The following is a 25,998-nucleotide window of genomic DNA, read 5'->3' as shown; positions in this document are numbered from 1 at the left end:
CTAAGCCCGGATGATAGCGCCGCTCAGCGCATCGCGAATCGTGGTGGGGCTGGCCTGCGTACCCAGCGGGGCGTCGAGTACGCCGTCCAGCACCTCGCCGAAATAGTCCTGCACGGTGGCGGCACTGCGCGCGGGCGGCTCGCCATGGGGGTTCGCACTGGTGGAAACCAGTGCGCCGCCGAATGCGCGGCACAGCGCGACGACAGGTTCGTGGGCGGTAACACGCAGCGCGATGCCCGCGTGCGCACCGGCTACCCAATCAGGCACGGCGGCACTGCGCGGAAAGATCCAGGTGTGGGGACCGGGCCAGCTGGCACGCACCTGGGCCAATACCGCCTCCGGCACCCGCTCGAAGTCGATGTAGCGCTCGACCTGGGCGAAGTCGGCGGCGATCAGCAGCACGCCCTGGGTGGCCGGGCGTTGCTTGAGCGCGAAGATCTTCGCGAAGGCCGCCTGGTCGTGCGGATCGCAGCCCAGGCCGTAGACCGCCTCGGTGGGATAGGCCAGCACGCCGCCTGCGCGCAGCAGATCGGCGGCGGCGTCCAACCCGTCGAGCGTGAAGACCCGCGACATCAGGCCGTGGTCTTCTTTGCCGCAGCTTTCTTCGTCGCGGTCTTTTTCGCGGCAGCCTTTTTGGTCGCGGTTTTCTTGCTCGCCGCCTTCTTCGTGGCGGTCTTCTTCGTGGCGGTCTTTTTCGCGGCCGGCGCTTTCTTCTCCGCGGTCTTCTTCGCGGCGGCGGTCTTGCGGCCGAAACGGCCGCCCTTCTTCACCGGCGCGGCGGCGAGCAACTCCAGGCACTGCGCCTCGGTGAGGTCCTTCGGCTCGGTATCCTTGGGGATGCGCGCGTTCTTCTCGCCGTCGGTGATGTACGGCCCGTAGCGGCCGTTGAGCACCTGCACGCCGTTGCCGAAATCGGCGATCACGCGGTTGGCGAGCATGGTGAGCTTGTCTTCGACCAGCTGCAGCGCGCGCGGCAGTTCGATGGTGTAGGGATCGTCTTCGGGCTTGAGCGAGGCGTAGGTACCGCCCTGCTTCACGAACGGACCGAAGCGGCCGATGCCCACGCTGACTTCGTCGCCGTTCGGCGCCTGGCCCAGCTGACGCGGCAGCTTGAACAACTCCAGTGCTTCCGCGAGCGTGATGGTGTGCATGCTCTGGCCGGGGCGCAGGCTGGCGAACTGCAGCTTTTCGTCGCTGTCCTTGTCGCCGATCGCAGCGTACGGCCCGAAGCGGCCCAGGCGCACGAACACGGGCTTGCCGCTCTTGGGGTCGGTGCCCAGCTCGCGTGCGCCGGTGGCCTCGCTGCGGTCCACCGATTCGGTCTTCTCCTCCACCTGCTGCTTGAACGGCTGCCAGAAGCGCTCCATCAGCGGCACCCAGGCTTCTTCGCCGCGGCTCACCGCGTCGAGCTCGTCTTCCAACCTGGCGGTGAAGTCGTAGTCCACGTAGCGGGTGAAGTGCTGGGTGAGGAACTTGCCCACCGCGCGGCCGATGTCGGTGGGCTTGAAGCGGCGGTTGTCGAGCAGCACGTACTCGCGGTTCAGCAGCACCTGGATGATGCTGGCGTAGGTGGACGGGCGGCCGATGCCGTATTCCTCCAGCGCCTTCACCAACGAAGCTTCCGAATAGCGCGGCGGCGGCTCGGTGAAATGCTGGTCGGTCTGGATATCTTTGAGCGGTACGTCCTCGCCCTTTTCCAGCTTCGGCAGGCGGCGGCCTTCGTCGTCGTCGTCCGCGCTCTTCTGGTCGCGGCCTTCCTCGTACACGGCGAGGAAGCCGGGATCGACCACGGTGGTACCGGTGGCGCGAAACGCAGCGGGACCGCCGGCAGTGTGCGGCAGTTCGAAGTCCACCGACACGGTGTTCAGCGTGGCGTGGATCATCTGGCAGGCCACGGTGCGCTTCCAGATCAACTCGTACAGCTTGCGCTGTTCGTCGTTGAGGAAGGCGGCCACTTCGCGCGGCGTGCGCATCGCCGAGGTAGGACGGATCGCCTCGTGCGCTTCCTGCGCGTTCTTGCTCTTCGATTTGTAGAACTGCGGTCCGTCGGGCAGTGCCTTGTGGCCATAGTCGCGCGCGATCAGTGCGCGCAGCTCGGCCAATGCATCGTCGGCCAGCGCCACCGAGTCGGTACGCATGTAGCTGATCAAGCCCACGTTGCCTTCGCTGCCGAGGCTCACGCCCTCGTACAGGCCCTGCGCCACCTTCATCGTGCGGCTGGTGGTGAAGCCGAGCTTGCGCGCGGCTTCCTGCTGCAAGGTGGAGGTGGTGAACGGTGGCGCCGGACGGCGCTTGCGCTCCTTGCTGCCCACTTCGCTCACGGTGAGGCGGCCGTGCGCGGCCTCCTTCAGCGCAGCGCGCGCGGCCATCGCATCGGCCTCGTTGGTGAGGTCGAACTGCTCGAACTTCTTGCCGTTGAGCTTGGTGAGCCTGGCGCTGAATTCGCCGTCGGCATGGCGCAGCTGCGCTTCCACCGTCCAGTATTCGCGCGCAACGAAGGCCTCGATCTCCTCCTCGCGCTCCACGATCATGCGCAGCGCCGGACTCTGCACGCGGCCGGCGGACAATCCGCGCTGCACCTTGCGCCACAGCACCGGCGAAAGATTGAAGCCTACGAGGTAGTCCAGCGCACGGCGCGCCTGCTGCGCGTCCACCAGGTCATGCGAGAGCTGGCGCGGCTGTGCCACCGCGGCCTTGATCGCCTTCGGCGTGATCTCGGAGAACACCACGCGATGCAGCTGCTTACCCTCGGTAAGACCGCGGTCTTTGAGGATCTCGCTGATGTGCCAGCTGATCGCCTCGCCTTCGCGATCCAAGTCGGTGGCGAGGTAGATGTCGTCGGCTTGCTTGGCCGCCTTGGCGATCGCGTCGACGTGTTTCTCGTTGCGCTCGATCACCTCGTACTTCATCGCGAAGCCGTGATCCGGATCGACCGCACCCTCCTTCGGCTTCAGGTCGCGCACATGGCCGTAGGAGGCGAGGACCTGGAAGTCCTTGCCGAGGTATTTGTTGATCGTCTTGGCCTTGGCGGGCGACTCGACGATGAGCAGGTTCTTGGCCATGAATCTCTTGCAGTGGGTGTGACGGTTCCATGCCGCAGTGCGGCATCCCTATATATTAGTGAGGCCAGACGGCGCGACAGCTGTCAAGCCGGACGGCGTGAAAGCGCGCTGCAGTGCGGGTTTCCCTACCCCGGCAGGCCCTGATAGCGGTTGCCCGGCAGGCTGGCCACCCAGCCCTCCAGCTCCAGCATCAGCAGCATCGAGGAGAGTGCCGCCGCGGTCAGCCCGCTGCGCCGCACCAGTTCGTCCAGCGTGGCGGGGTCGTGGCCCAGCGCATCCAGCAGGCGCCGGTAGTCCGGGTCGTCGCGCCAGCCGCCGGGGCGGGCCGGCGCCGGGGTATCCGGCCGGGCCAGCCGCTCGGCCAGTTCCACGCCCAGCGCCCGTGCAGCCGGAGTCAGTGCCTCGATCACTTCGGCGGGATCCTCCACCAGCCGGGCGCCGTCGCGGATCAGCCGGTGGCAGCCGCGCGCCAGCGGATTGAGGATGGAACCGGGCAAGGCGAACACCTCACGGCCCTGCTCGCCGGCCAGCCGCGCAGTGATCAGCGAGCCGGATTGCAGCCCCGCTTCCACCACCACCGTGCCCAGCGCCACCCCCGAGATGATGCGGTTGCGGCGCGGGAAGTGGTCGGCACGCGCCGCGGTACCCGGGGGAAATTCGCTGACCACCACGCCCTGCGCCGCGATGCGCCGGGCCAGCGCGTGGTGCTTGCGCGGGTAGACCCGGTCCGGCCCGGTGCCAACCACTGCGACGGTGGCCCCGCCCGCCTCCAGCGCCGCCTCGTGGGCGGCGCCATCGATGCCGTCGGCCATGCCGCTGACGACCGTGAAGCCGGCCAGCGCCAGCGCGCGGGCGAAGCGGCGCGCATGGTCCAGCCCGGCGGGACTGGCGCCCCGGGCGCCCACGATGGCCACCTGCGGATGCAGCAGCAGACCGGCATCGCCTGCCACGAACAGCGCCCCGGGTGGCTGCGGGATGGTTTCCAGCTGCGGCGGGAAATCCGCCTCGGTGCAGCGCAGCAGGCGGTGGCCGGGTTCGGCCAGCCAGGCGATGTCCTCGGCAAGGCGGGTCTCGTCGGGCGTGTCCAGCCAGGCGGCGGCACCTTCGCCCAGCGCGGTGGCCTGCCGGCGCAACCATGTCGGCATGGCATCGATGCGGCCGCCGGTCGCCACCAGGGCCTCGCGCAAGCCGCCCGGGCCCAGGCCTGGTGTGCGCAGGGCGATCAGCCAGGCGCGCAGTTCGTCCGTTTCGTCCATGCCGGCAGTGTACGAACGAAGACGGCGCGGGGTGAGCCGCGCCGTCGTGTCGTCCTGCGCCTAGGCCCGCGTCAGTCGGGCAGCTTCAGCTTGTCGCCCTTCTTGACCGGGCGCAGGCCGTCCATCACCAGGCCGTAGCTGACATGGTCGAAAGTGCGGAACACCATCAAGTGGCCGATGTACTCGTCCGGCAAGGTGACGTGTGGACCCACGCCGCGACGCCAGCTGTTGCCGGCCACGTCGTCGTGGATGTACTCGCCGGGGTGCCAGACGGCGAAGGTGGTGCCGTTGTCCACACCATCCTTCGCCCCCACCGACAGCGCCACCACCTGGTACGGGCCGACGGCATCCATCGCACCAGTAAACGCGATCACGCGGCCGTCCTTGGGCAGGCTTTGCGGCGCATGCGGGTAGAAATACGGGTCGTAGGGGTTGTCGTTCACCGGCATCAGCCGATCGCCCTTGTGGATTTCCGAGGTGGAATCCACCACCAGCAAGGTGGACGGGTCGCCCGGCCGCAGCATTTCGGCGGTACCGATCACCTTCACCTCGAGGCCCATGTCGCGGCCGCGGAGGTAATGGCCGGAGCCGTTGTTGAAGTCTTCCTCCCACGGCGACTTCACCAACGCCGCGTTGGCATACAGCTCGTCGCCGTAGATCGCGGTGCCGTCGGAGCCATTGTCGAAACCGCGGAATACGTGCTCGGGTCGCACGATCGCCCAGCGCTGGCCGGGCTGGCTGTCGAGGCCGCGCACGTAGATGTTCTGGCCGGGGGCACCGTCCAGCCGGTTTTCTTCCAGGCCCACCACATAGGGCGCCTTGCTGACCGCGCTGGAGTCCATCACGCGCAGGTCTTTCAGGAAGGTCTTCAACGCATCCAGCGGAATCGCCGGCACGGCCGCGCCCTCACGGTGCAGGCTGGGCTCCAGCTTCAGGCTCGCGCCGTTGATGAAGGACAGGTTGAGCACGTCGCCCGGGTAGATCAGGTGCGGATTACGCACCTGCGGATTGGCCTGCCAGATCTCCGGCCACAACCATGGCTTGACCAGGAACTTCGCCGAGATTCCCCACAGCGTGTCGCCGCGGCGCACCGTGTACGAATCAGGATGGTTGCTGCGCAGCTGCGCGGCGCCGGCGGCACACACCGCCGCGGCAACCATGGTGCCAGCCAGCACTGTGAAGGCTTTCTTGAGCATTGGTGGGAATCCCCCTCCCCGCGGTGGAGGCGAGTGTAACTGAAGCATTAAGCGGTGCAATCGGCACCGGTTCGCAGAATCCAGGGCGACCGCCGCCTGGAGCCGGTTCCGTGCCTCCGCACGACTCGCACCAGGGACTGTTTGCACGCAAGGAAGAACGAAGGCGCGGGGAGTCCGTGGCGGACCCTGCTTTTGAGGGGCGGGGCCTGGGCATCCGCTTGCGACCAAGCGGCCACGCAGGGATACCGGCAAACGGACCCGATCCTTTGGGATGCCATACGGAGACTTTGAACAGGCTCTTGGGGCGGCGTACTACAATGGCGGGCATGTCCACGCTCACCATCCTTGAATTCCCCGATCCCCGCCTGCGCACCAGGGCCGCGCCGGTCACCGTGTTCGACGCCCAGCTGAAGCAGCTTGTCGCCGACATGTTCGAGACCATGTACGCCGCCAACGGGGTGGGGCTGGCCGCCACCCAGGTCAACGTGCACCAGCAGGTGCTGGTGATCGACATGAGCGACGAGCGCAACCAGCCGCTGGTGCTGATCAACGCCGAGATCGTGGAGAAGGACGGCGCGCAGGTGTACCAGGAGGGCTGCCTGTCCTTCCCCGGCCTCTACGCCGACGTGACCCGCGCGCTGAAGGTGAAGGTGAAAGCCCTCGACGCGGACGGCAAGGAATTCGTCTACGAAGCCGAAGGCCCGCTGGCCGTGGCCGTGCAACATGAGATGGATCACCTCGCCGGCAAGGTATTCGTGGATTACCTCTCGCCGCTGAAACGCTCGCTGCTGCTCAAGCGCCTGGAGAAGCAGCGCAAGCAGGCAGCCAGCGCTTGAGAGCCTGTCCAATGCCTTCGCATGGCCCGCGTTGCGTTGCCGTGGCCGTCAGGTGGTGGCACGTGGCGCAGCGCCTGCCTGGCCGGCAGGTCAAGCCGCGCGCTGCCGCATGGCGGCCACGGCAAGGCAACCCCTGCACCTATAAATTCCGGGGCCGGGTCTGTTTGCCCGCACGCCTGCGTCATCACTCAGTCGTGGACGGACGTCCACTCCTTCGTTCTTCCTTGGCCTGCGCGCAAACAGTTCCCGGCGCGGGTCATGCGAAGGCATTGAACAGGCTCTGACCATGCGGGTCGTCTTCGCCGGCACCCCGGAATTCTCCGTCCCCTGCCTTGAAGCCTGCCGCGCCAGCGGTGCCGAGGTGGTAGCCGTCTACACCCAGCCCGACCGCCCCGCCGGCCGCGGCCGCAAGCTTGCGCCCAGTCCGGTGAAACAGGCGGCACTCGCCGCCGGCATCGCGGTGGAGCAACCCGAATCGCTGAAGGGCGCCGAAGCCCAGGCCACGCTGGCTGCCTGGCGGCCCGACCTGATGGTGGTGGTGGCCTACGGCCTGATCCTGCCGCGCAAGGTGCTGGCGATCCCGCGCCTCGGCTGCTGGAACGTACATGCCAGTCTGCTGCCGCGCTGGCGCGGCGCCGCACCCATCCAGCGCGCCATCCTCGCCGGCGACGCCGAGACCGGTGTCGACCTGATGCAAATGGAAGCCGGCCTGGACACCGGCCCCGTGCTGCTGGAAAAGCGCACGCCGATCACCCGCGACGACACCGGCGGCACCTTGCACGACCGCCTCGCCGCGCTGGGCGCCGCGGCACTGGCCGAAGGGCTGCGCCGCGTGCTGGCCGGCGAAACGCTGGCCGCCACGCCACAGGCCGCCGACGGTGTCGTCTACGCGCACAAGCTGGACAAGGCCGAATCCGCATTGGATTTCACCCGTCCCGCCATCGCGCTCGAGCGCCAGGTACACGCCTTCGATCCGTGGCCCGGCAGCGACGCCGAGCTTGCCGGCGAGCGTGTACGGATCTGGGCGGCGCGCGCCATCGAACAATCGCACGCCGCCACCGCAGGCGCCGTGATCGGCGCCCACCGCGATGGCATCGTCGTGGCCTGCGGCGAAGGCGCGCTGTGCATCACCGCGCTGCAACGCGCGGGCGGACGGCGCATCAGCGCAACGGATTACCTCAACGCGCGCCCCGAGCTGCGTTCCCCGCGCGCACCATGACCGACACCCGCGCACTGGCCGCGAAATCCCTCGCCGACATCGCTTTGCACGGTGCCTCGCTGCGCGAAGCGATGGATCGCCATGCGCAAAAGCTCCCCGACCCACGCGACCGCGCCCTGCTGATGGCGCTGGTCAGCGACGGCGCGCGCTGGTGGCCGCGCTTCGATGCCGCGCTGGATGGCCTGCTGGAGCGCCCGCTGCGCAAGAAGGAACCCGCGGTGCATGCGCTGCTGGTACTGGGCCTGGTGCAGCTGGAAGTGCTGGAGCTGGCCGATTACGCCGCCGTGGCGGCCACGGTGGAAGCCGTGCGCGCACTGAAGCGGCCGCAGCTTGCAGGACTGGTGAACGCGGTGCTGCGTCGCTGGCAGCGCGAACGCGTCGCGCTGCTTGCCGCGCTCGATGCGAAACCGGAAACCCGCCACGCCCACCCGCGCTGGCTGGCCGAGGCCATCGCACGCGACTGGCCGACGCAGGCCGACGCCATCATGGCGGCGGACAACCGCGAGCCGCCGCTGATGCTGCGCGCGAACCGCCGACGCAGCGATCGCGACAGCCTGATCGAACGCCTGCGCCTCGACGGTCAGGCGGCCGAACCACACGCATGGCTTACCGACGCCATCGTGCTTCCGCACAGCACCGACGTGACCCGCCTGCCCGGCTTCGCCGACGGGCTGTTCGCGGTACAGGATGGTGCGGCACAGATCGCCGCCGATCTCGCCGACGTGCGCGATGGCCATCGCGTGCTGGACGCCTGCGCCGCACCTGGCGGCAAAGCCTGCCACTTGCTGGAGCGCGCGGATGTCGCGCTCACCGCGCTGGAATTCGAACCGAAGCGCACGGAACGCATCCGCGACAACCTCACCCGCCTGCATCTTCAAGCCAGGGTGATCGTGGGCGACGCCGGCCAGCCTTCGGCATGGTGGGATGGCCAGGCCTTCGACCGCATCCTGGTCGACGCGCCCTGCTCTGCCACTGGCGTGCTGCGCCGCCGCCCGGACGTGCGCCTGCACCGGCGCGCGGACGACATTTCTGCGCTGGCGACGCAGCAGCGGCGCATTCTCGAAGCGCTGTGGCCGCTGCTGGCGCCGGGCGGCAGGCTGGTCTACATCACTTGCGCACTGCTGCGCGCGGAGAACGAGGCGGTAGTGGCGCCCTTCCTCGCCACGCATGCCGATGCGCATGCCGTGTCGTTCACGCTGCCTGTGGGGCAGGCGGCCGCCACCGGCTGGCAGATCCTGCCTGGCGATGGCGACCTCGACGGCATGTACTATGCGGTGCTCGAAAAGCGCTGATCCGTTCGCGTCGCGCCGCTCAGGAAACGCTTCATGTCCGCTCTCTCCAAGGCCACGCCGCAGGAACGCCGCCATTTCTGGTTGCTGCTGCTGATTGCGCTGGTGATCCTCGGCGCCGGCATCGGCCTGCGCGACCCCTGGCCTTCCGACGAGCCTCGCTTCACGCTGGCCGCGAAGCAGATGGTGGAGAGTGGCGACTGGCTGTTCCCGCATCGCGGCAGCGAACTGTATGCGGACAAGCCGCCGATGCTGATGTGGACCGAAGCCGCCAGCTTCGAGCTGGTGCGCTGGTGGCGACTGGCCTTCATGCTGCCTTCGCTGCTGGCGGGGCTGGGCACCTTGCTGCTGGTCTACGACCTCGGCCGACGGCTGTGGAACCGTCGCGCCGGCCTGTACGCGGCAGGCGGCCTGCTGCTGGCCTTCCAGTTCGTCTACCAGAGCCAGCGCGCACAGATCGATCCGCTGGTGATGTTCCTCATCACTGCGGCGAACTGGGGTCTGTTGCGGCACCTGCTGGCGCCGCCCGATGGCGACGAAACGCGCACAGCGCACTGGCCGCTGTACTGGCTGGGCTGCTTCTGCGCGGGGCTCGGCGTGATCACCAAGGGCGTCGGCTTCCTCGCGCTGCTGATGCTGATTCCCTATGCATGGGCGGCCTGGCGCCACTGGGACGGCGTGGCCCACCCCGGTCGCGGCGCGTGGTGGCGCTGGCTGCTGGGGCTGGCGGCAGTGCTGGCGGCGATCGCGCTGTGGCTGGTACCGATGCTGCTCACGGCGCACGCCCGGGACGGCAATCCCGCGTATGCGGCCTACGTCAACGACATCCTGTTCCACCAGACCGCCAAGCGCTACGCCAATGCATGGCACCACATCCATGCCTGGTGGTACTACATCCCGATCCTGCTGTTCAGCTGGCTGCCGCTGTCGTTGCTTTATCCCGGCTGCCTGCCGCGCTGGTGGCAAAGGCTGAAGGCACGCGACGCGCGCGTGTTGCTGCCGCTGGGCTGGGTGGTGCTGGTGCTGCTGTTCTTCAGCGCCTCGCCGGGCAAGCGCGACGTCTACATTCTGCCCGCCTTGCCGATGCTGGCGCTGGCCTGTGCGCCGTTCGTGGACGAGCTGCTGCCGAAGCGCTGGCTGCGTGTGCTGGGCCTCGCGTTCATCGCGCTGCTCGGCGTGGCGATGCTGACGGTGGGTGGCTACGCCCTGCTCTCGCATGCGCCGAAGGTGGCGCAGTTCGCCAGCGAGCGTGATCTCGCCGACGGCGGTGTCGCGTTGTGGTGGATGTGCGTGGTGCTGGGCGCGGTGCAGCTAGCCCTGGTCGCCGCGCTGCGCGTACGCCGTGCCGTGCATGCGGTATGCGCCGGCATGGCCGCGCTGTGGCTGGCCTGGGGTTTCTGGGCGGTGCCGTTGTTCAATCCTTCCAGTTCCTCGTCCGCACTGATGGCCGACGTACGCGGCCATCTTGCCCCCGGCGACCGGCTCGGCCTGGTGGCATGGACCGAGCAGAACCTGCTGATGCTCGATCGCCCCGCCACCGACTTCGGCTTCAAGCAGCCCTACCACCTGCAGTTCGCCCGCGCGGTGCAGTGGCAGGCGCAGGCACCCGCCACGCGCTGGCTGTTCGTGCAGCAACCGGCGATGGGCCGCTGCGTGGATCACGCCAAGGCGATCTATCTCGGCCACGCCAACCAGCGCGACTGGTGGATGTTCAAGGCCGATGCACTGGTACCCGGCTGCCTGCCTGGCGCCGGCGTGGATGAATTGCCCGACGGCGACCCGGGCGCCGAGCCGTGACGGCGACGCCGCGCATTCAGCTGCTGGCGCGCGACAACGGCGCAGGACTGAGCCGCGACATGGCCTTGCTCGCCGCCGCCCTGGGCGAGGCGGGCGCGACGGTGCGCGCGACCGGCCTGCCGCACCGCGGCCGCTTCGCCGAATGGCTGACGCGCGCGCGCTTGGCCGGACGTGCGCCCGCGTTCGACGTCAACCTGATGCTGGAACGTGTGCGCCCGGAGTTCGCCCGCGCCGCCCGGCGCAACGTGCTGGTGCCCAATCCGGAATATTTCCGCACGCAGGATCGCGCCGCGCTGGATTGCATCGATGCGGTGTGGGTAAAGACCCGCCACGCCGAGCGCCTGTTCGCTGCGCTGGATGTGCCGGTGCGCCATATCGGTTTCACCAGCCCCGATCGCCTCGATCCGCAGGTGCCGCGCCGGCATGCCTTCTTCCACGGCCCCGGCCGCAGCGCCAACAAGGGCACCGCCGCCTTGCTCAAGCTGTGGGCCGCGCACCCCGAATGGCCCATGCTTACCGTGATCTGGCGGCGCAAGCGGGTGGAGCTGGATGCCTTGCCCGCCAACGTGCGGCTGATCCGCGAGCACCTCGACGATGCGGCCTATCGTCGCCTGCAGAACGAACATCGCTTTCATCTGTGCCCCTCGCAGACCGAGGGCTATGGCCACTACCTGGTCGAGGCGATGAGCTGCGGCGCGGTGGTGGTGACGCTGGACGCCGAACCGATGAACGAACTGGTGACCGCCGAACGCGGCGTGCGGGTGCCGGCGCAGGCCACGGGAACCCAGGACTTGGCCACGCTGTACGGCTTCCGCGCCGAGGACATGGCGCAAGCCATCGAACGCTGCGCGGCGATGCCGGAGGCCGAGGCTGTCGCGCTGGGTGCGTCGGCGCGGGCGTGGTACGAGACCGAGCGCACCGCGTTTCCGGAGCGGCTGCGCAAGGCGCTCGCTGCCATTTAGCTATCCAGACGTTGCTGGGCGGCGAATTCCGCGAGATGGCCGTCGATGCCGTGCTCGCAACGCACGATGCTTTCGCTGCGGGTAGCGTGGAACAGGCGATTGTTCGGCAGACTCATGTCGTCCACGTCAGGCTGGGCACGCGAGCTGTGCCACAGGTGCACCGCCAGCGCGGCCCACTTCAAGGCACGGCGGCGCAGGCCGGCATTCTCCAGTCGCGCCACCAGTTCCCGATCCTCGGCGCCGTAGCCTTCCATGCGCTCGTCGAAGCCGTTGACACGCAGCAAGTCGTCGCGCCAGAAGCTCATGTTGCAACTCATCACGCGGCCGCCGTTGCGCGAGCGCGATTTCCAGCGCGCCAGCTGCGGCTGGCGGAACGCGTAGAGGCGCTTGGTGCCGTCGAACTCGTGGAAGTCGGCGCGCGACCATGGCGCGAACACCGGGCGCGCGCCGGCGAGCAGCCGGGTGCTTTCCTCGCGCGTGGCCTTGATCCGCCCGCCCTGCAGGAAATAGCCGCGTTCGGCCAGCATCAGATGATCGGCGACGAAACGCGGATGCAGCAGCATGTCGCCGTCGAGCAGGATCACGTAGTCGCCGCGGCTGGCGGCGATGCCGCGGTTGCGCGCGCGCGCGGCACGGAAGCCGCGATCCTCGTGCCATACGTGGCGCAGCGGCACCGGAAAATCGCGCGCCATGCGTGCAACGAGCGCCCGGGTTTCCTCGCCCGAACCGTCGTCGGCGACGATCACCTCGTCGGGCAGGCGCGTCTGCGCGGCGAGGCTGGCCAACAGGCGCTCCAGCGCTCCGGGCCAGTTGTAGGTGAGCGCGACGACGCTGACCTTCATGCCGGCCTCAACGTCCGCGCAGGCCGCGCAGCAGTATCGCCAACGCGCGCTCGAAACGCTTCCACCACGACACCCGGCCGTGCAGGGCGATGCCTGCGTAGATTTGCGCTTCTTCCCAGTCGCAGCGTTCGCGCGATTTGAACTCGGCCTTGGCCAGGTCCAGCGTGTGGACATCGAGGTGCATGCGCGCGGCGTAATGGTTGATCAGGCAGCGTGAGCGGAACTGCGGCGCGAACTCGCGCATGCGCGCCTGCTCGTGCCACCAGCCGTTGCGGCCGTGGATGCGGTAGTCCACGTTGCCGGTGGGCAGGTAGTACTTGCGCGCGCCCAGCACGCTGGCGCCGAACACCAGGCAGTTGTCGGCGCTGATGCGCCAGTTCGCGGTGAACTCCGGCGGCAGGTCGAGTACGCGTTCGGCCAGTTTGCGCCGCAATGCCAGCGCCGAAGTGGGCGCCCCGTACCAGCGCGCGCGCACCCAGGTCCCGAGCACGGTGTAGCCGAGATCCATGGCTTCCTTCGCGTAGCCCTGCATGCCCGACTCGTTGCCCACCAGTCGCACATTGGAGAACACGAAGTCGATGTCCTTGCGTGCGGCGAACAGTTCGCCGACCTGGCGCAGATAATCCGGCCCCCAGCGATCGTCGGCGTCGAGAAAACACACCACGTCGCCGGTGGCGGCGGCGAGGCCGCGCTGGAACGCGGCGAGCTGGCCGCCGTTCTCGCCGTACAGCAGTTTCACCCGCGCGTCGTGGCCATAGCGTTCCCGCAGGTAGTCGGGCGAACCGTCGGTGGAACCGTCGTCCACCACGATCACCTCCAGCGGCGCGCGGGTCTGCGCCAGCGCGCCGTCCACCGCCTCGGCGACGAAATCGCGGTAGTTGTAGTTGGTGACGACGACCGAGAACGCGGGCGCGGCGTCCACCTCAGGCCTCCAGCAGGCGGCGGAAGTAGGCGATGGTCTCCTTGAGACCATCTTCCAGCGCGACCTTCGGCTGCCAGCCCAGCTTCTCCTGCGCCAGCGCGATGTCGGGCTGGCGCTGGCGCGGATCGTCGGCGGGCAGCGGGCGGAACACCAGCTTCGACGTGCCGCCGACCAGCGCCAGCACCTTCTCTGCCAGCGCCAGCATGGTGAATTCGCCGGGGTTGCCGATGTTCACCGGGCCGGCGAAGCCGCGCTCGGATTCCATCATGCGCACGAAGGCCTCGATCAGGTCGTCCACGTAGCAGAAGCTGCGCGTCTGGCTGCCGTCGCCGTAGATGGTGATGTCTTCGCCCTTCAGCGCCTGCACGATGAAGTTGCTCACCACGCGGCCGTCGTTGGGATGCATGCGCGGGCCGTAGGTGTTGAAGATGCGCACCACCTTGATGTCCAGGTCGTGCTGGCGCTGGTAGTCGAAGAACAGCGTCTCGGCGCAGCGCTTGCCCTCGTCGTAGCAGGAGCGGAAGCCGATCGGATTGACCCGGCCCCAGTATTCCTCGCGCTGCGGGTGCACCTCCGGATCGCCGTACACCTCGCTGGTGGAGGCCTGCAGGATGCGCGCCTTCACCCGCTTGGCGAGACCCAGCATGTTGATCGCGCCGTGCACCGAGGTCTTGGTGGTTTGCACCGGGTCGTGCTGGTAGTGCACCGGCGAGGCCGGGCAGGCCAGGTTGAAGATGCGCTCCACCTCCACGTACAGCGGGAAGGTGACGTCGTGGCGCATCAGCTCGAAATACGGGTGGTTCAGCAGGTGCGCCACGTTGCGCTTGCTGCCGGTGAAGAAGTTATCCACGCACAGCACGTCGTGGCCGTCGGCCAGCAGGCGGTCGCACAGGTGCGAGCCGAGGAAGCCGGCACCGCCGGTCACCAGTACCTTGCGCATCGTTGGGTCGTTCCGGAACGCGAAGCGCCTAGTGTAAGCGAGCAACGGCAGCCGTACGTCGATGCGTGTCGAGTTCCAGCCACAACGCCAGCGCCAGCGGCAGCCAGACCAGCAGCCAGCCGGGACGCGGGCTGTCCAGCAGTTGTGGCATGTCGAACTGCAGCACCACGCTGGCATACAGCCACAGCGCCAGTACCAGCCGGCCGGTCAGCCGGCGCCGGTGCCGCCAGCCCAGCCAGGCCGTCATCAGCCACAGCGCGACCAGCAGCAGCAGGCCGGGCAGGCCGAGTTCGATCATGGTCTGGGTCAGCACGTTGTGGCTATGCGTGTAATCGACCCCGGCCACCGTCAGCGTGAATGGGGCGTCCTGGCCCAGGCCCAGCCACGGGTGCCGCGCGATCAGGTGCACGGACTGCGCGAACAACTCGGGCCGCAACGACGTGCCGCGTTCCACCAGCATCGGCAGCGGCCAGATGCTGCTGATCAGCACCAGGACCACAGCCGCGCCGGCCAGCCAGCGCGCCGCACGCGCCGCATGCCACAACGGGGCGAGCACCGCGCACAGCGCCAGCGCCAGCCACACGCTGCGCGACCCGGTCAGCGCGATGAAGGCCAGCAGCACCGGCACGGCCAGCCAGCGCAGCAGCGAGATGCGCCGGTCGGCGACCGGCAACAGGCTCAGCCACAGGCATACCGCCCCCATCGTCGCCGCGGCGTAGTTCGCCGTCGCGATCACGCCGATGCCCACGATGCGGCCATCCGTCGGCGGCTGCGACAAGTACTGCACGCAGTAGAACCCCGCGAACAGCGCGACCCCCAGGCCCGCCAGCAGCAGCAGGCGCTGGCCGCGCCGTTCGTCGTCGCCCAGCCAGATCGGCCAGGCCAGCACGAAGGCCAGCACGCTCAGCAGGCGGCTGAGCTCGTCACCCAGATGCCGCGAGTGCGCCCACAGCAGGGACAGCGCGGCCCAGCCGAGCAGCAGCAGGAAAAGCCGGAACGCCGGCAACGACAGCAACGCCCTCCAGGGTGCCGCCCGCGGCGTCAACGCAAGGCACCAGGCCGGCAGGTACAACAGCACGATCAGGCTGCCCTGGTACAGCTTGCCCGGGTTGAACGACACGCCCGAAGGCATCGCTACGAGCCCGAGCATCATCCACACCAGGCCCGCGCCCAGCACGCCCTGCCAGAATCCGCGACGCCGGAAGAACACCGGCGCGGCGTTGGCTTCGGCAACGGGCCGCGCGGCGACTGGCATGCCTTGCATCAGCGGGATGTCATGTTTCTCGTGACCCATGGAACCTTCGTATACGGCGGGCGATAGACGCCACACTCCCCTGTAAGGCGCGCAGCATAACCAACGGCACTTCCAGCAAAACAATACGCCGGCGCATGCGTACGGAACGTGGTGATGGCTGCATCATGCCCGCCGCCGCCTGAAACCCAGCCCACCGGCCGGCACCGGCGCACAGGAAACGTCAAGGCGGTCACATCGAGGCGATATGGCGCCGACCGCTAGAATGCCGCCATGCCGACCCTGCCGATCACCCTAGCCGTCATCACCCGCAACGAGGCGGCCTGCATCGCGCGCTGCCTGGACAGCGTGCCGTTCGCGGCTGAAAAGCTGGTGGTGGACTCGGGCAGCGACGACGACACCGTGACGATCGCGCAGGCCCATGGCGCACGCGTGGTGCGGCAGGACTGGCTGGGCTTCGGCCCCCAGCGCAACTTCGCCACCACGTTATGCAGCCACGACTGGATCCTGGTGCTGGACGCCGACGAATCGCTGTCGCCGGAGCTCGCCGCCGAACTGGAACGCAAGCTGCCGGCACTGATGGCCGGCGATGCCCCCGCCGCATGGCTGCGCCGTCGCACCATCTACATGGGCCGGCCGATGCGCTGGTACCGGCCCAATGTGGGCGAGAAGCTGGCCCGGCTGTACCACCGCGATCGTGCCCGCTGGAGCGACGCGCGGGTGCATGAGTCGCTGCGCTTCGAAGGCAGCGCGCCCACCTTCGACGCACCGTTCGACCACGCCAACAATCCCACCCTGGTGCACAAGCAGCTCAAAGTGCTGCGCTATGCCGAGCTGAAATGCCGCGACTGGCTGGACAAGGGCAAGCCCGCGCGGATGTGGCAGGCGCCGTTCGTGTACCTGCTGGCCTTCCTCAAGGACTACGTGTTCCGGCTGGCCTGCCTCGATGGCTGGCGCGGCTTCCTGATCGCGCAGACCGCGGCCAGCTACGCGCTGTACAAGCGCATGCGCTACTACGAGATGCTGCACAACCCCGCGTCGGTCGCCGAGGCGACCGACGCATTGAACAAACACCGCATCGAGCATTGATGCCCCACGCGACGGCGCAGTTCGAAGCTGCGGACCCGCACGGCACGTTCGCCTCCTCTCCCCTCTGGGGAGAGGATTGAAATGAGGGCCGGGGCTTACCGCCGCGTCCGTCAAAGCATGCCTCGCCCGGTGCAGAATCTTGGCAAGACCCCCCCCTCACCCCGGCCCTCTCCCCGGAGGGGAGAGGGAGAACAGCTAAGCTACTCGCCTCTTCTGAACAACCCAGCCCCATGCCCAAGCACTACCTCCTCTACGGCTCCGAGCGCTATGCGCTCGCCATCCTGCGGCCGATCCAGGCGGCGATCCGCGCGCGCGGCGACGAGGCGGCATGGTTCTTCGACGGCCCCGGCGCAGAGGACCTGCACCCGGACGAACGCCTGCTGACGGTGCAAGAGGTGCGTGCGTGGAAGCCCCTCGCCGTGATCACCTCGTCCAACGCGGTGCCGCACTTCTTCCCCGGCGTGAAGGTGGAGACCTTTCACGGCTTCGACGCCGGCAAGCCCCGGCACATCTACGTGCGTGGCTTCTTCGACCTGTACTGCACCACCGGCCCGCGCGACACCGCGCAGTTCCAGGCGATCGCCGACAAGCTGGGTCACTTCAGCGTGATCGAGACCGGCTTCCCCAAGATCGACCCTTTCATGCGCGAACTCGGCGGCACCATCCCGCCGGTGCGCACGCCGCCGGTGATCCTCTACCACTCCACCTTTTCGCCCTCGTGGAGCGCCGCCGAAACCCTGTACGAGGAAGTGAAGCGGCTGTCGCGCGATGGCCGCTGGCGCTGGATCGTCAGCTTTCACCCGAAGATGAACCCAGAGACGGTGGCGAAGTTCAAGGCGCTGCAGAACGCGTACCTCAGTTTCGCCGAGAACGACAACATCCTGGAGTTGTTCGGCCAGGTCGACATGATGTGCTCGGACACCAGCTCCGCGCTCAACGAGTTCCTGCTCACCGGCAAACCGGTGGTGACGTTCAACAACCGCCGCCCCGGCCCGCAGCTGATCGACATCCACGACGCCAAGGATTTCGAGCCGGCGATCGAACGCGCACTGAGCCGACCGCCGGAACTGATGGCTGCGATCCGCGCCTATGCCGACGCGATCCACCCCTACCGCGACGGCCGCTCCAGCGAGCGCGTGCTGGACGCCATCGATACCTTCGTTGCCCGCGGCGGCAGGAACCGCCGCGCCAAGCCATGGAACCTGTGGCGCAAGCTGAAAATCCGCCGCCGCATCGGCTATTGGGGCCCCTCGCGCATCCGCAGCTGAACGCGCATGCGGGCCCGTGACGCGGGTCGCGGCTAGAATCGCGCCAACCCACGCCCGAGTCTCTCCGTGACCCTGAACCCCTACAGCCGCTCCGAACACCTGCGCTCACTCTGGCCGTGGCTACCGCTGTGGGCGGTGGTGGCACTGCTGGCGATCTTCGCGCACGGCCCGATGCCGCTGTATTCCACCCGCACGCTCGCCGTGGCGTGGGAGATGTGGAATCAGCACCACTGGCTGGTGCCCTACATCAACGGTCAGCCTTACAGCGAGAAAGCACCGCTGTTGTTCTGGCTGATCCACGCCGGCTGGCTGGTGTTCGGCGTGGGCGACGTATGGCCACGCGTGCTGGAGGTGGGCTTCGGCGGCGCCGAGCTGGTACTGATCTCGCTGCTGGCGCGGCGTCTGTTCCCCGCCCGCCCCTGGATGGCCAAGGCGGCACCGTGGACCCTGCTGGCGCTGTCCTACGCCTTCCTGTTCGGCCTGCAGGTGATGTACGACGTACTGCTGGCGACATGGGCGCTGGGCGCCCTGTTGTGCCTCACGTCCACCGCGCGCCATGCGCAGCCGCGCTGGTGGTTGTTCGGCCTGTGCATCGGCTTCGGCCTGCTCACCAAGGGGCCGGTGATGCTGCTGCATGTGCTGTTCCCGTGGCTGCTCGGTCCGCTGTGGAGCGACTGGGCACGTACGCATCGCGCGCGGTGGTACGGCTGCGGCCTGCTGGCGATGCTGCTTGGCCTGGCGATGCTGCTGGCCTGGGCGCTGCCCGCGGGCCTCGCCGGCGGCGAGGCCTACATGCACCGGCTGTTCTTCAGCCAGACCGCGGCACGGGTGATCCATGGCGTGGAGACGGCCGAACCGCTGCAGAGCCATGCGCGCCCGGTGCTGTGGTACGTGCTGATGCTGCCGCTGCTGCTGTTCCCGTTCGTCGGCTGGCCGCGTGCCTGGGTGGCGCTGGCCGCGCTGCGCAGGCCGCTGGAACCGGGCCTGCGTTTCGCACTGTGCTGGGTGCTGCCGACCTTCCTCGTGTTCTCGCTGGTGCGCGGCAAGCAGCTCTACTATCTGCTGCCGGAACTCGCCGGCACGGTGCTGCTGCTGTGCGGCGCGATCGCGCTGCTGCGGGAACGCCGGCCGCGACTCGCCAACACCGGCTGGCTGGGCACCTGGCCGCTGGGCGTGGGCAGCCTCGCGTTCGCGCTGCTGTTGTTTGTGCTGCCCAACCTGGTAGCGGGTAACCACCTGCACGGCGAATGGCCCGACGCCTGTGCACCGTACAGCCGTTACTTCGCGGTGGTGTTCCTGTTGCTGGGCCTGTTGTTGTTGCTGCGCGGACGTGGCGAGCTGCGCCGGCTGGCGGTGGCGGGGCTGATCGGCACGCTGGCACTCAACACCTTGTTCACCCTCACCATGTGGCCGCGCTATGAGCTGCGCCCTACTTCGCTGCTGCTGGGTGCGGCGGAACAGGCCGGGCACCCGATCGGCTACCTCGGCAACTACGAGGGCCAGTTCCACTTCCAGGGACGCCTGACCCGACCGATCGAAGAGCTGAACAACAACGAGCAGCTGGCCGCGTTCGCCAAGGCGCATCCCGACGGCCTGGTAGTGCAGCACCCCTCCAAGATCGATCCGTCAGCCCTGCGCTACGCCTTGCTGGTGCAGCCGTTCCGTTCGACCTGGCTGGTGGTGTGGCCCGCCGCCACGCTCGCCGACCTGCGCAGTGGCGCCACGCCGCCCGAGCCGATCCAGCCGCCGCAGGTTTACGACATCAACGGTGGCACGGCACGCACGCAGCCATGAGCAAGGACGTGCTGATCGCCAGCCTGCGCGCGCAGTGCGACGGTCCGCGCGACGGCGCCCTGCTGCGCTACGCCCTCGGCAATGCGCTGCTGGAAACGGGCGATGCAGCCAACGCCATCGGGGAACTGTTGCAAGCACTGCGCTTCGACCCGCGCTATTCCGCGGCATGGAAGCTGCTCGGCAAGGCCCGCCTCGCCACCGATGACCCCACAGGCGCCGCCGAGGCCTGGCGGCAAGGCATCGCAGTGGCGCAGGAGCGCGGCGACAAGCAGGCGGAGAAGGAGATGGCGGTGTTCCTGCGTCGGGTGGAACGCCCGGCGGGCGGCTGAGCCCGCCGCGTGCCCGAGCACGCAGCGATTCGATACGACGACGCCCACAGCTTCGGACTCGATCGCCAGACACCCTGCCGAAGGTCATCTCAAACCCGTTTCGCGGCAGCGGCATCCTACGCAGGAACCTTCCATCGACCGGAGAGATTTCCATGCGCCGTGCCCTGCTCGCCCTTGCGCTTTTCGTTCCGCTGGCCGCCATCGCCGCCAGCCACGATATCGACAACATCAGTGACGACATCCACGTCGCGGCCGGCCAGCAAGCCGGCAATCTCAGCACGGTCAGCGGCGATGTGGATGTCGGCGACCGCGCAACGGTCGGGAAAGCCAGCACCGTCAGCGGTTCGGTGACACTCGGGCGCCAGGCCCAGGCCCGCGAACTCGGCACGGTCAGCGGCGACATCCGGGTCGGCATGGGCGCCGGCGTCGCCGGCAGTGTCGACAGCGTCAGCGGCAGCATCCACCTGGCGCAGGGCGCACGGGTACAGGGCCATCTGTCCAACGTCAGCGAATCCATCACCCTGGAAGACGCGCAGGTGGCTGGCGGCATCGAAACCGTGGCCGGCGACATTACGGTGGGCGCGGGTTCGCATGTCGCGGGCGGCATCCTGGTCGACCGGCCGGATCACCAAGGGATCCACTTCGGCAACAGCCACACGCCGGTGATCGTGATCGGCCCGCATGCGGTCGTGCAAGGCACGCTGGATTTCCGCCGGCCGGTGATCCTGAAAGTCAGCGACAGCGCGCAGATCGGCACGGTGAAGGGCGCCACGGTCGAAAAATTCAGCGGCGCGGCGCCGTAACCGGCGCATGCTCCCTGCCCCGGCGCCCATCTAGAGAACCGGAACCCGGGATTGGCTGGCGTGGGGAAATGCTCCGACGTCGCGCAGGTAAAGACAGCCGCTCCCGGCAGCGGGAGCGGCTGTCAGCGTTTGCGCGTGCGAGACGCGCCCAGCTTGCGTGTCAGTGTGTTGCGCCCCACGCCCAGCGCGGCGGCGGCATGCTGGCGATGCCCGCCATGCGCGGCCAGCGCGGCTTCCAGCAACACGCGGTCCAGCGCCTCGCGGGCGCGGGCGTGGATGTCGGCCTCGCCTTCGGCCAGCGCCTGGGTGGCCCAGCCGCGCAAGGCATCGGTCCAGTCGCCGCCGCCAGCCGCGGCGGCTTGCGCGCCCAGATCGGCGGGCAGGATCTCGGTGCCTGGCGCAATTACCGCGAGGCGGCGGCACAGGTTTTCCAGCTCGCGCACGTTGCCCGGGAAATCGCGCTGCGTCAGCGCCTTCAGCGCGGCCTTGCCGAAGTGCTTGGGCGGTAGCTTCAACTCCTGCGCCGCCGCGGCGAGGAAGTGCCGCGCCAGCAACGGGAGGTCGGCGCGCCGCTCGCGCAGCGCGGGAAGCTGGATGCGCACCACGTCGAGGCGATGCTTGAGGTCGGCGCGGAACTGCCCGGCGGCCACGCGCGCGTCGAGGTCCTGGTGGGTGGCCGCGACGATGCGCACGTCGCAGCGGATCAACTCGCGCCCGCCTACGCGGTAGAACTCGCCGCCGGCGAGCACGCGCAGCAAGCGCGTCTGCAGCGCCAGCGGCATGTCGCCGATCTCGTCGAGGAACAGCGTGCCACCTTCGGCCTGCTCGAAGCGGCCGGCCACGCGCCGCTGCGCGCCGGTGAAGGCGCCGGCCTCGTGACCGAACAGTTCGCTTTCCAGAAGCTCGCTGGGAATCGCCGCGGTGTTGAGCGCCACGAAGGGCCGATGGCGGCGCGCGCTTTCCTCGTGCAGCGCGCGCGCCACCAGTTCCTTGCCGGTGCCGGTCTCGCCGGTGACCAGCACGTTGAGGTTGCTGGCCGCCACGCGGCCGATCAGCCGGAACACCTCGCGCATCGGCGCGCTCTCGCCCAGCAGAGCGTGCGCGGGCACCGCCGCGACCGCGGCGGGCGCATCGCCCAGGGCCTTGTCGGCCAAGCTGCGCCGTACCGTGGCCACGGCCTGGTCGAGGTCGAACGGCTTGGCGAGGTAATCCGCCGCGCCCGCGCGATAGGCCGCCGCGGTAGTCGCCACGTCGGTAAATGCGCTCATCACGATCACCGGGCCGATGCCCTGCCGTTGCAACTCTTCCAGCAGTTCCAGCCCGCTCGTGCCCGGCATGCGCACATCGGTGAGCAGAAGCGCGGGGCGCTGCGTGCGCAAGGCTTCGCGTACCGCATCGGCCGCGTCGAATTCGCGCACGACGAGGCCGGCATCGCGCAACGCCGCGGCCAGAACGAAGCGCACACCGCGGTCGTCGTCGACGATCCAGATTTCGTCACTCATGCTCACGCTCCAACGGCAGGTACAGCGAAAACACCGTTTCGCCCGGACGGCTGCTGCAGCGCAATTCGCCGCCATGCTCGCGGGCAATCTCGCGCGACAGTGCCAGGCCCAGGCCGGTGCCGTCGGCCCGACCGGACACCAGCGGTTCGAACAGTGTGTCGCGCAATTCCGCACTCACCCCCGGGCCGTCGTCGACCACGTCCACGCGCAGGGCGCTGCGCAGCACCCGCGCTCCGGCGCGCGCGCCGTGCTCGGCACGCGTGCGCAAGGTGAGCGTGCGCGCGCCGGCTTCCACCGCGTTGCGCGCGAGGTTCAGCAACACCTGCTGCAGGCGCCCCGCATCGCCGCGCACGTCGGGCAGGCTGGGATCGAAGTCATGGCGCAAGCGCGGCGGCGCAGGCTCGGCCTGCAGCAGCTCGCTCAGCCGGTCGAGCAGCTGGTGGATGTTCACCGCGCCCAGCTGCGCGGCACCGCCGTGATGCAGCAGCTGGTTCGCCAATGCGGTAAGGCGGTCCGCCTCGTCGATGATCAGGCCCGTCAGCGCCTGCAGCTCCGCACCATCGACGCGACGCTGCAGCAGCTGGGCCGCACCGCGCAGCCCGGCCAGCGGGTTCTTCACCTCGTGCGCGAAGCCGCGCAGCGTCGCAGACAATGGCGAAACCCTGCGCGAACGCTCGGCCAACGCATGCACTTCAACCAGCAAGCCGCCCTCGCCATCGGGTTGCATGCCGATGTCGGCCTCCAGCGTGCGTTCGTCGAGCGTGGACAGCGTGGCCTCGCGCAGCTGGACGAAGCGCGCCTCGTCCAAGGCGCGCCGTGCCTGTGCCAGGTCGCCCGGCGAAGCCAGCCACAACGCCAGCGGTTGGCCAACCGCGCTGCGCATGCCGCTGCCCAGCAGTTCAGCCAAGGCGGGATTGAGCCAGCGCACGCGCAGATCCGCGCCGACCTGGGCCACCCCGGTCGCCAGCTGTTCCGCCCATGCCTGCCACGGCCGCGTATTCATTGCACCATAATGGTCTATGCACACGTGTGGTGCAAATCTTACGCTCCCGCACGGGCATCCGGCCTACGCCGAGTGGTTATGGCAACCCAAGACATAGTGGCTATTCGCACGGACCACTGCGGAACCTAGGGTGCGAACCAGCAACGGCACGCCCCTCGGGTGGACGCAACGCGACGCCCCGGTATGCCGCCAACCGTTTCGCCTCCCCCGCCCGCCATGTATGGAGCAATCGCCATGAAGTCTTCCCGCCGAAAGACGAACGCATATCTCCTGGCTGCCGGTCTGTTGCTGGCATGCATCACGCCCATGCGGGTTGCTGCCATGCCCACAACACCAGGCACGACGCCTCCTTCCGGCTACACCTTGGCGTACACCGGCGACTCGCACGATTTCGACTATTTCCAGGGAGCCTGGACGACGCAGCAGCACCGGCTGGCCAAGCGTGGCGTGGGCAGCAAAGGGCCGTGGGAAACATTTCCGGCCACGCTGTGCATGACCGAGTACCTCGACGGCAAGGCCACGGTGGACGAGATCTTTTTCCCGACCAAGGGCTGGGCCGGGCTGACCTTGCGCCTGTTCGATCTGGCGAAGCGGCAATGGTCGATCTACTGGGCGAGCAGCGCCGACGGCAAGCTGGAGCCTCCTGTGTTCGGCGGCTTCCACGGCGACCGCGGTGAGTTCTATGGCGAGGACCAGGACAACGGCCGGCCGGTGAAGGTGCGCTTCGTGTGGACCAAGCTGGACCGTGACCATGCCCGCTGGGAGCAGGCGTTCTCCTACGACGACCGCACCTGGGAAACCAACTGGACCGCCGATTTCGTGCGCGCGGACCCGGCCGTCACCTGCACGCACGGTCGCCCGAACCGCTGACTACAGGCAGGCGCCAGGCGAACGGATTTCGGATTCCGGAACGACAACGGGCGCCGCGGCGCCCGTTGTCTTGCCACCTGATGCCGCAGTTACAGCGCGTAGTACATCTGGAATTCCAGCGGGTGCGTGCTGGCGCGGTAGCGGGTGACTTCCTGCATCTTCACGCCGATGTAGGCGTCGATGAAGTCGTCGGTGAACACGCCGCCGGCCTTGAGGAAGTCGCGGTCCTTGTCCAGCGCTTCCAGCGCCTGGTCGAGGCTGGAGCACACCTGCGGGATGTTCTTCTCTTCTTCCGGCGGCAGGTCGTAGAGATCCTTGTCGGCCGGCGCGCCCGGGTCGATCTTGTTCAGGATGCCGTCCAGGCCGGCCATCATCAGCGCGGTGAACACCAGGTAGCCGGAGTTCATCGGGTCGGGGAAGCGCACCTCGATGCGGCGGCCCTTGGGGCTGGCCACGTAGGGGATGCGACAGCTCGCCGAGCGGTTGCGCGCGGAGTAAGCCAGCATCACCGGCGCCTCGAAACCCGGCACCAGGCGCTTGTAGCTGTTGGTGGTGGAGTTGGCGAAGGCGTTGATCGCCTTGGCGTGCTTGAAGATGCCGCCGATGTACCACAGCGCGGTCTGGCTGAGGCCGCCGTACAGGTCGCCGGCGAACAGGTTCTCGCCGCTCTTCGCCAGCGACTGGTGCACGTGCATGCCGCTGCCGTTGTCGCCCACGATGGGCTTGGGCATGAAGGTGACGGTCTTGCCGTTCTGGTGCGCCACGTTCTTGATGACGTACTTCATCGTCATCAGCTCGTCGGCCTTCTTCACCAAGGTGTTGAACTTCACGCCGATCTCGCACTGGCCGGCGTTGGCCACTTCATGGTGGTGCACTTCCACCACCTGGCCCAGCGACTCCAGCACCTTGCACATGTCGGCGCGCAGGTCGCCCAGCGTGTCCACCGGCGACACCGGGAAGTAGCCGCCCTTCACCCCGGGGCGATGACCCATGTTGCCGTCCTCGTACTTGAAGCGCGTGCTCCAGGCGGCTTCGTTGGACTCGATCTCGTAGAACACGCGGCCCATGTCGTTCTGCCAGCGGACCGAATCGAAGATGAAGAATTCCGGCTCCGGCCCGAAGAAGGCGGTGTCGGCGATGCCGGTGGACTTGAGGTAGGCCTCGCCGCGCTTGGCGATCGAGCGCGGGTCGCGGCCGTAGGCCTGCAAGGTGCTCGGCTCCAGCACGTCGCAATGCAGGACCAGCTGGGTGTGCTGGCTGAACGGGTCGAGGTAGGCGGTGTCCGGATCGGGCATCAGGATCATGTCCGACTCGTTGATGCCCTTCCAGCCCGTGATCGAGGAGCCGTCGAACATCTTGCCGTCCTCGAAGGTCGACTCGTCGATGGCGTGCGCCGGGAAGGTGACGTGATGGTGCTTGCCGAGCATGTCGGCAAAACGGAAGTCGACGAACTCGACCTCGTGTTCCTGGATCAGGTCGAGCACTTTCTGGGCGGTCATGGCGGAACCTCGGTGGGGTCGGATGGGAATGGGCGGAAAGAACGCACTTGAAAGAGCAAGGTCGATGCCAAGCCGTGCATTCCATGTGAATTCATGGATTTAACGGGTCGGGAGGTTTTCCCGCCCGCATCATACACACCAAGCTGGCGCTTTCACTCCCTCGATTGCACCATGATGGGGCACTTAACGGTCGCTGCAGCGCGCACCGGGAAACGCTATCGGATCGCTATACGGAATGCGTAAGCTGTGTTGCCGCGCAGCTGCCATG

At 68.2% G+C, this 25,998-nt stretch carries 22 protein-coding genes; 11 read left to right on the top strand and 11 right to left on the bottom strand.

The window, feature by feature from the left end; genetic code table 11:
- From ISP14_RS12535 to ISP14_RS12520, 4 genes are all read right to left on the bottom strand, one after another.
- A complete protein-coding gene (locus tag ISP14_RS12535) occupies nt 1–573 on the bottom strand; it encodes an L-threonylcarbamoyladenylate synthase (RefSeq protein WP_404540343.1) in 573 nt (190 codons plus the stop codon).
- Nucleotides 573–3,062: a DNA topoisomerase I gene (locus tag ISP14_RS12530; RefSeq protein ID WP_404540341.1), complete on the bottom strand. Its 2,490-nt coding sequence runs from the start codon at nt 3,060–3,062 to the stop codon at nt 573–575. Before ISP14_RS12530 ends, ISP14_RS12535 begins: the two co-directional genes overlap by 1 nt.
- Nucleotides 3,063–3,187: 125 nt before the next feature.
- Nucleotides 3,188–4,318 carry a DNA-processing protein DprA gene (gene dprA, locus ISP14_RS12525; protein WP_404540338.1) on the bottom strand — a complete coding sequence of 377 codons (1,131 nt, stop codon included), beginning with the start codon at nt 4,316–4,318 and terminating at the stop codon, nt 3,188–3,190.
- Nucleotides 4,319–4,389: 71 nt separating this feature from the next.
- Nucleotides 4,390–5,514: a LysM peptidoglycan-binding domain-containing protein gene (locus ISP14_RS12520; RefSeq protein WP_404540335.1), complete on the bottom strand. Its 1,125-nt coding sequence runs from the start codon at nt 5,512–5,514 to the stop codon at nt 4,390–4,392.
- Between the two features lie 326 nt (nt 5,515–5,840).
- Here ISP14_RS12520 and def point away from each other — a divergent pair, with 326 nt between their 5' ends.
- From def to ISP14_RS12495, 5 genes are all read left to right on the top strand, one after another.
- Complete coding sequence (gene def / locus ISP14_RS12515; protein WP_404540332.1) at nt 5,841–6,350, top strand: peptide deformylase; 510 nt, start codon at nt 5,841–5,843, stop codon at nt 6,348–6,350.
- Nucleotides 6,351–6,636: 286 nt separating this feature from the next.
- Nucleotides 6,637–7,569, top strand: a complete 933-nt coding sequence (gene fmt, locus ISP14_RS12510; RefSeq protein WP_404540329.1) for a methionyl-tRNA formyltransferase — start codon at nt 6,637–6,639, stop codon at nt 7,567–7,569.
- Nucleotides 7,566–8,861, top strand: coding sequence for a 16S rRNA (cytosine(967)-C(5))-methyltransferase RsmB (gene rsmB / locus ISP14_RS12505; RefSeq protein WP_404540326.1), 1,296 nt, complete (start codon nt 7,566–7,568; stop codon nt 8,859–8,861). Before fmt ends, rsmB begins: the two co-directional genes overlap by 4 nt.
- Before the next feature lie 33 nt (nt 8,862–8,894).
- Nucleotides 8,895–10,655 (top strand): ArnT family glycosyltransferase, encoded by a 1,761-nt coding sequence (locus ISP14_RS12500; RefSeq protein ID WP_404540323.1) that lies wholly within the window; start codon nt 8,895–8,897, stop codon nt 10,653–10,655.
- A complete protein-coding gene (locus ISP14_RS12495; RefSeq protein WP_404540320.1) occupies nt 10,652–11,617 on the top strand; it encodes a glycosyltransferase in 966 nt (321 codons plus the stop codon). Before ISP14_RS12500 ends, ISP14_RS12495 begins: the two co-directional genes overlap by 4 nt.
- Here ISP14_RS12495 and ISP14_RS12490 read toward each other — a convergent pair.
- From ISP14_RS12490 to ISP14_RS12475, 4 genes are read right to left on the bottom strand one after another with little or no spacing between them, the layout of a single operon-like run.
- Nucleotides 11,614–12,459 (bottom strand): glycosyltransferase family 2 protein, encoded by an 846-nt coding sequence (locus ISP14_RS12490; protein ID WP_404540317.1) that lies wholly within the window; start codon nt 12,457–12,459, stop codon nt 11,614–11,616. The genes ISP14_RS12495 and ISP14_RS12490 overlap by 4 nt on opposite strands.
- Before the next feature lie 7 nt (nt 12,460–12,466).
- Nucleotides 12,467–13,381: a glycosyltransferase family 2 protein gene (locus ISP14_RS12485; RefSeq protein WP_404540314.1), complete on the bottom strand. Its 915-nt coding sequence runs from the start codon at nt 13,379–13,381 to the stop codon at nt 12,467–12,469.
- Nucleotide 13,382: 1 nt separating this feature from the next.
- A complete protein-coding gene (locus tag ISP14_RS12480) occupies nt 13,383–14,321 on the bottom strand; it encodes a UDP-glucuronic acid decarboxylase family protein (protein ID WP_404540311.1) in 939 nt (312 codons plus the stop codon).
- Nucleotides 14,322–14,349: 28 nt separating this feature from the next.
- On the bottom strand, nt 14,350–15,615 hold the full coding sequence (locus ISP14_RS12475; protein ID WP_404540309.1) for an O-antigen ligase family protein: 1,266 nt from the start codon (nt 15,613–15,615) through the stop codon (nt 14,350–14,352).
- Between the two features lie 231 nt (nt 15,616–15,846).
- Between ISP14_RS12475 and ISP14_RS12470 the strand changes: the two genes are divergently transcribed.
- The 5 genes from ISP14_RS12470 to ISP14_RS12450 all read left to right on the top strand — a co-directional run bounded on the left by ISP14_RS12470 (nt 15,847) and on the right by ISP14_RS12450 (nt 20,856).
- Entirely contained in the window at nt 15,847–16,662 is an 816-nt protein-coding gene (locus ISP14_RS12470; RefSeq protein ID WP_404540306.1) for a glycosyltransferase family 2 protein, read from the top strand.
- Nucleotides 16,663–16,892: 230 nt separating this feature from the next.
- Complete coding sequence (locus ISP14_RS12465; protein WP_404540303.1) at nt 16,893–17,930, top strand: CDP-glycerol glycerophosphotransferase family protein; 1,038 nt, start codon at nt 16,893–16,895, stop codon at nt 17,928–17,930.
- A 66-nt stretch (nt 17,931–17,996) separates the two neighbouring features.
- Nucleotides 17,997–19,724 carry an ArnT family glycosyltransferase gene (locus ISP14_RS12460; protein ID WP_404540301.1) on the top strand — a complete coding sequence of 576 codons (1,728 nt, stop codon included), beginning with the start codon at nt 17,997–17,999 and terminating at the stop codon, nt 19,722–19,724.
- A complete protein-coding gene (locus ISP14_RS12455; RefSeq protein WP_404540299.1) occupies nt 19,721–20,053 on the top strand; it encodes a tetratricopeptide repeat protein in 333 nt (110 codons plus the stop codon). Before ISP14_RS12460 ends, ISP14_RS12455 begins: the two co-directional genes overlap by 4 nt.
- Nucleotides 20,054–20,205: 152 nt before the next feature.
- Nucleotides 20,206–20,856 (top strand): DUF4097 family beta strand repeat-containing protein, encoded by a 651-nt coding sequence (locus ISP14_RS12450; protein ID WP_404540296.1) that lies wholly within the window; start codon nt 20,206–20,208, stop codon nt 20,854–20,856.
- 122 nt (nt 20,857–20,978) lie between these two features.
- On the opposite strand, the gene ntrC is transcribed toward ISP14_RS12450, so the two are convergent.
- Together ntrC and ISP14_RS12440 are read right to left on the bottom strand one after the other, a co-directional pair.
- On the bottom strand, nt 20,979–22,358 hold the full coding sequence (ntrC, locus tag ISP14_RS12445) for a nitrogen regulation protein NR(I) (protein ID WP_404540295.1): 1,380 nt from the start codon (nt 22,356–22,358) through the stop codon (nt 20,979–20,981).
- On the bottom strand, nt 22,351–23,361 hold the full coding sequence (locus tag ISP14_RS12440; protein ID WP_404540293.1) for a two-component system sensor histidine kinase NtrB: 1,011 nt from the start codon (nt 23,359–23,361) through the stop codon (nt 22,351–22,353). The genes ntrC and ISP14_RS12440 overlap by 8 nt, the downstream gene beginning before the upstream one ends.
- A 321-nt stretch (nt 23,362–23,682) precedes the next feature.
- On the opposite strand from ISP14_RS12440, the gene ISP14_RS12435 reads away from it, so the two are divergent.
- A complete protein-coding gene (locus ISP14_RS12435; protein ID WP_404540291.1) occupies nt 23,683–24,231 on the top strand; it encodes a hypothetical protein in 549 nt (182 codons plus the stop codon).
- An 89-nt stretch (nt 24,232–24,320) separates the two neighbouring features.
- Here ISP14_RS12435 and glnA read toward each other — a convergent pair whose 3' ends face one another.
- A complete protein-coding gene (gene glnA, locus ISP14_RS12430) occupies nt 24,321–25,730 on the bottom strand; it encodes a type I glutamate--ammonia ligase (RefSeq protein WP_404540288.1) in 1,410 nt (469 codons plus the stop codon).
- Nucleotides 25,731–25,998 lie beyond the last annotated feature (268 nt).

This window comes from Dyella agri (assembly GCF_044904705.1).
Classification (GTDB): Bacteria; Pseudomonadota; Gammaproteobacteria; order Xanthomonadales; family Rhodanobacteraceae; genus Rhodanobacter_A; species Rhodanobacter_A agri.
This window is presented reverse-complemented; position numbering and strand designations above follow the sequence as displayed.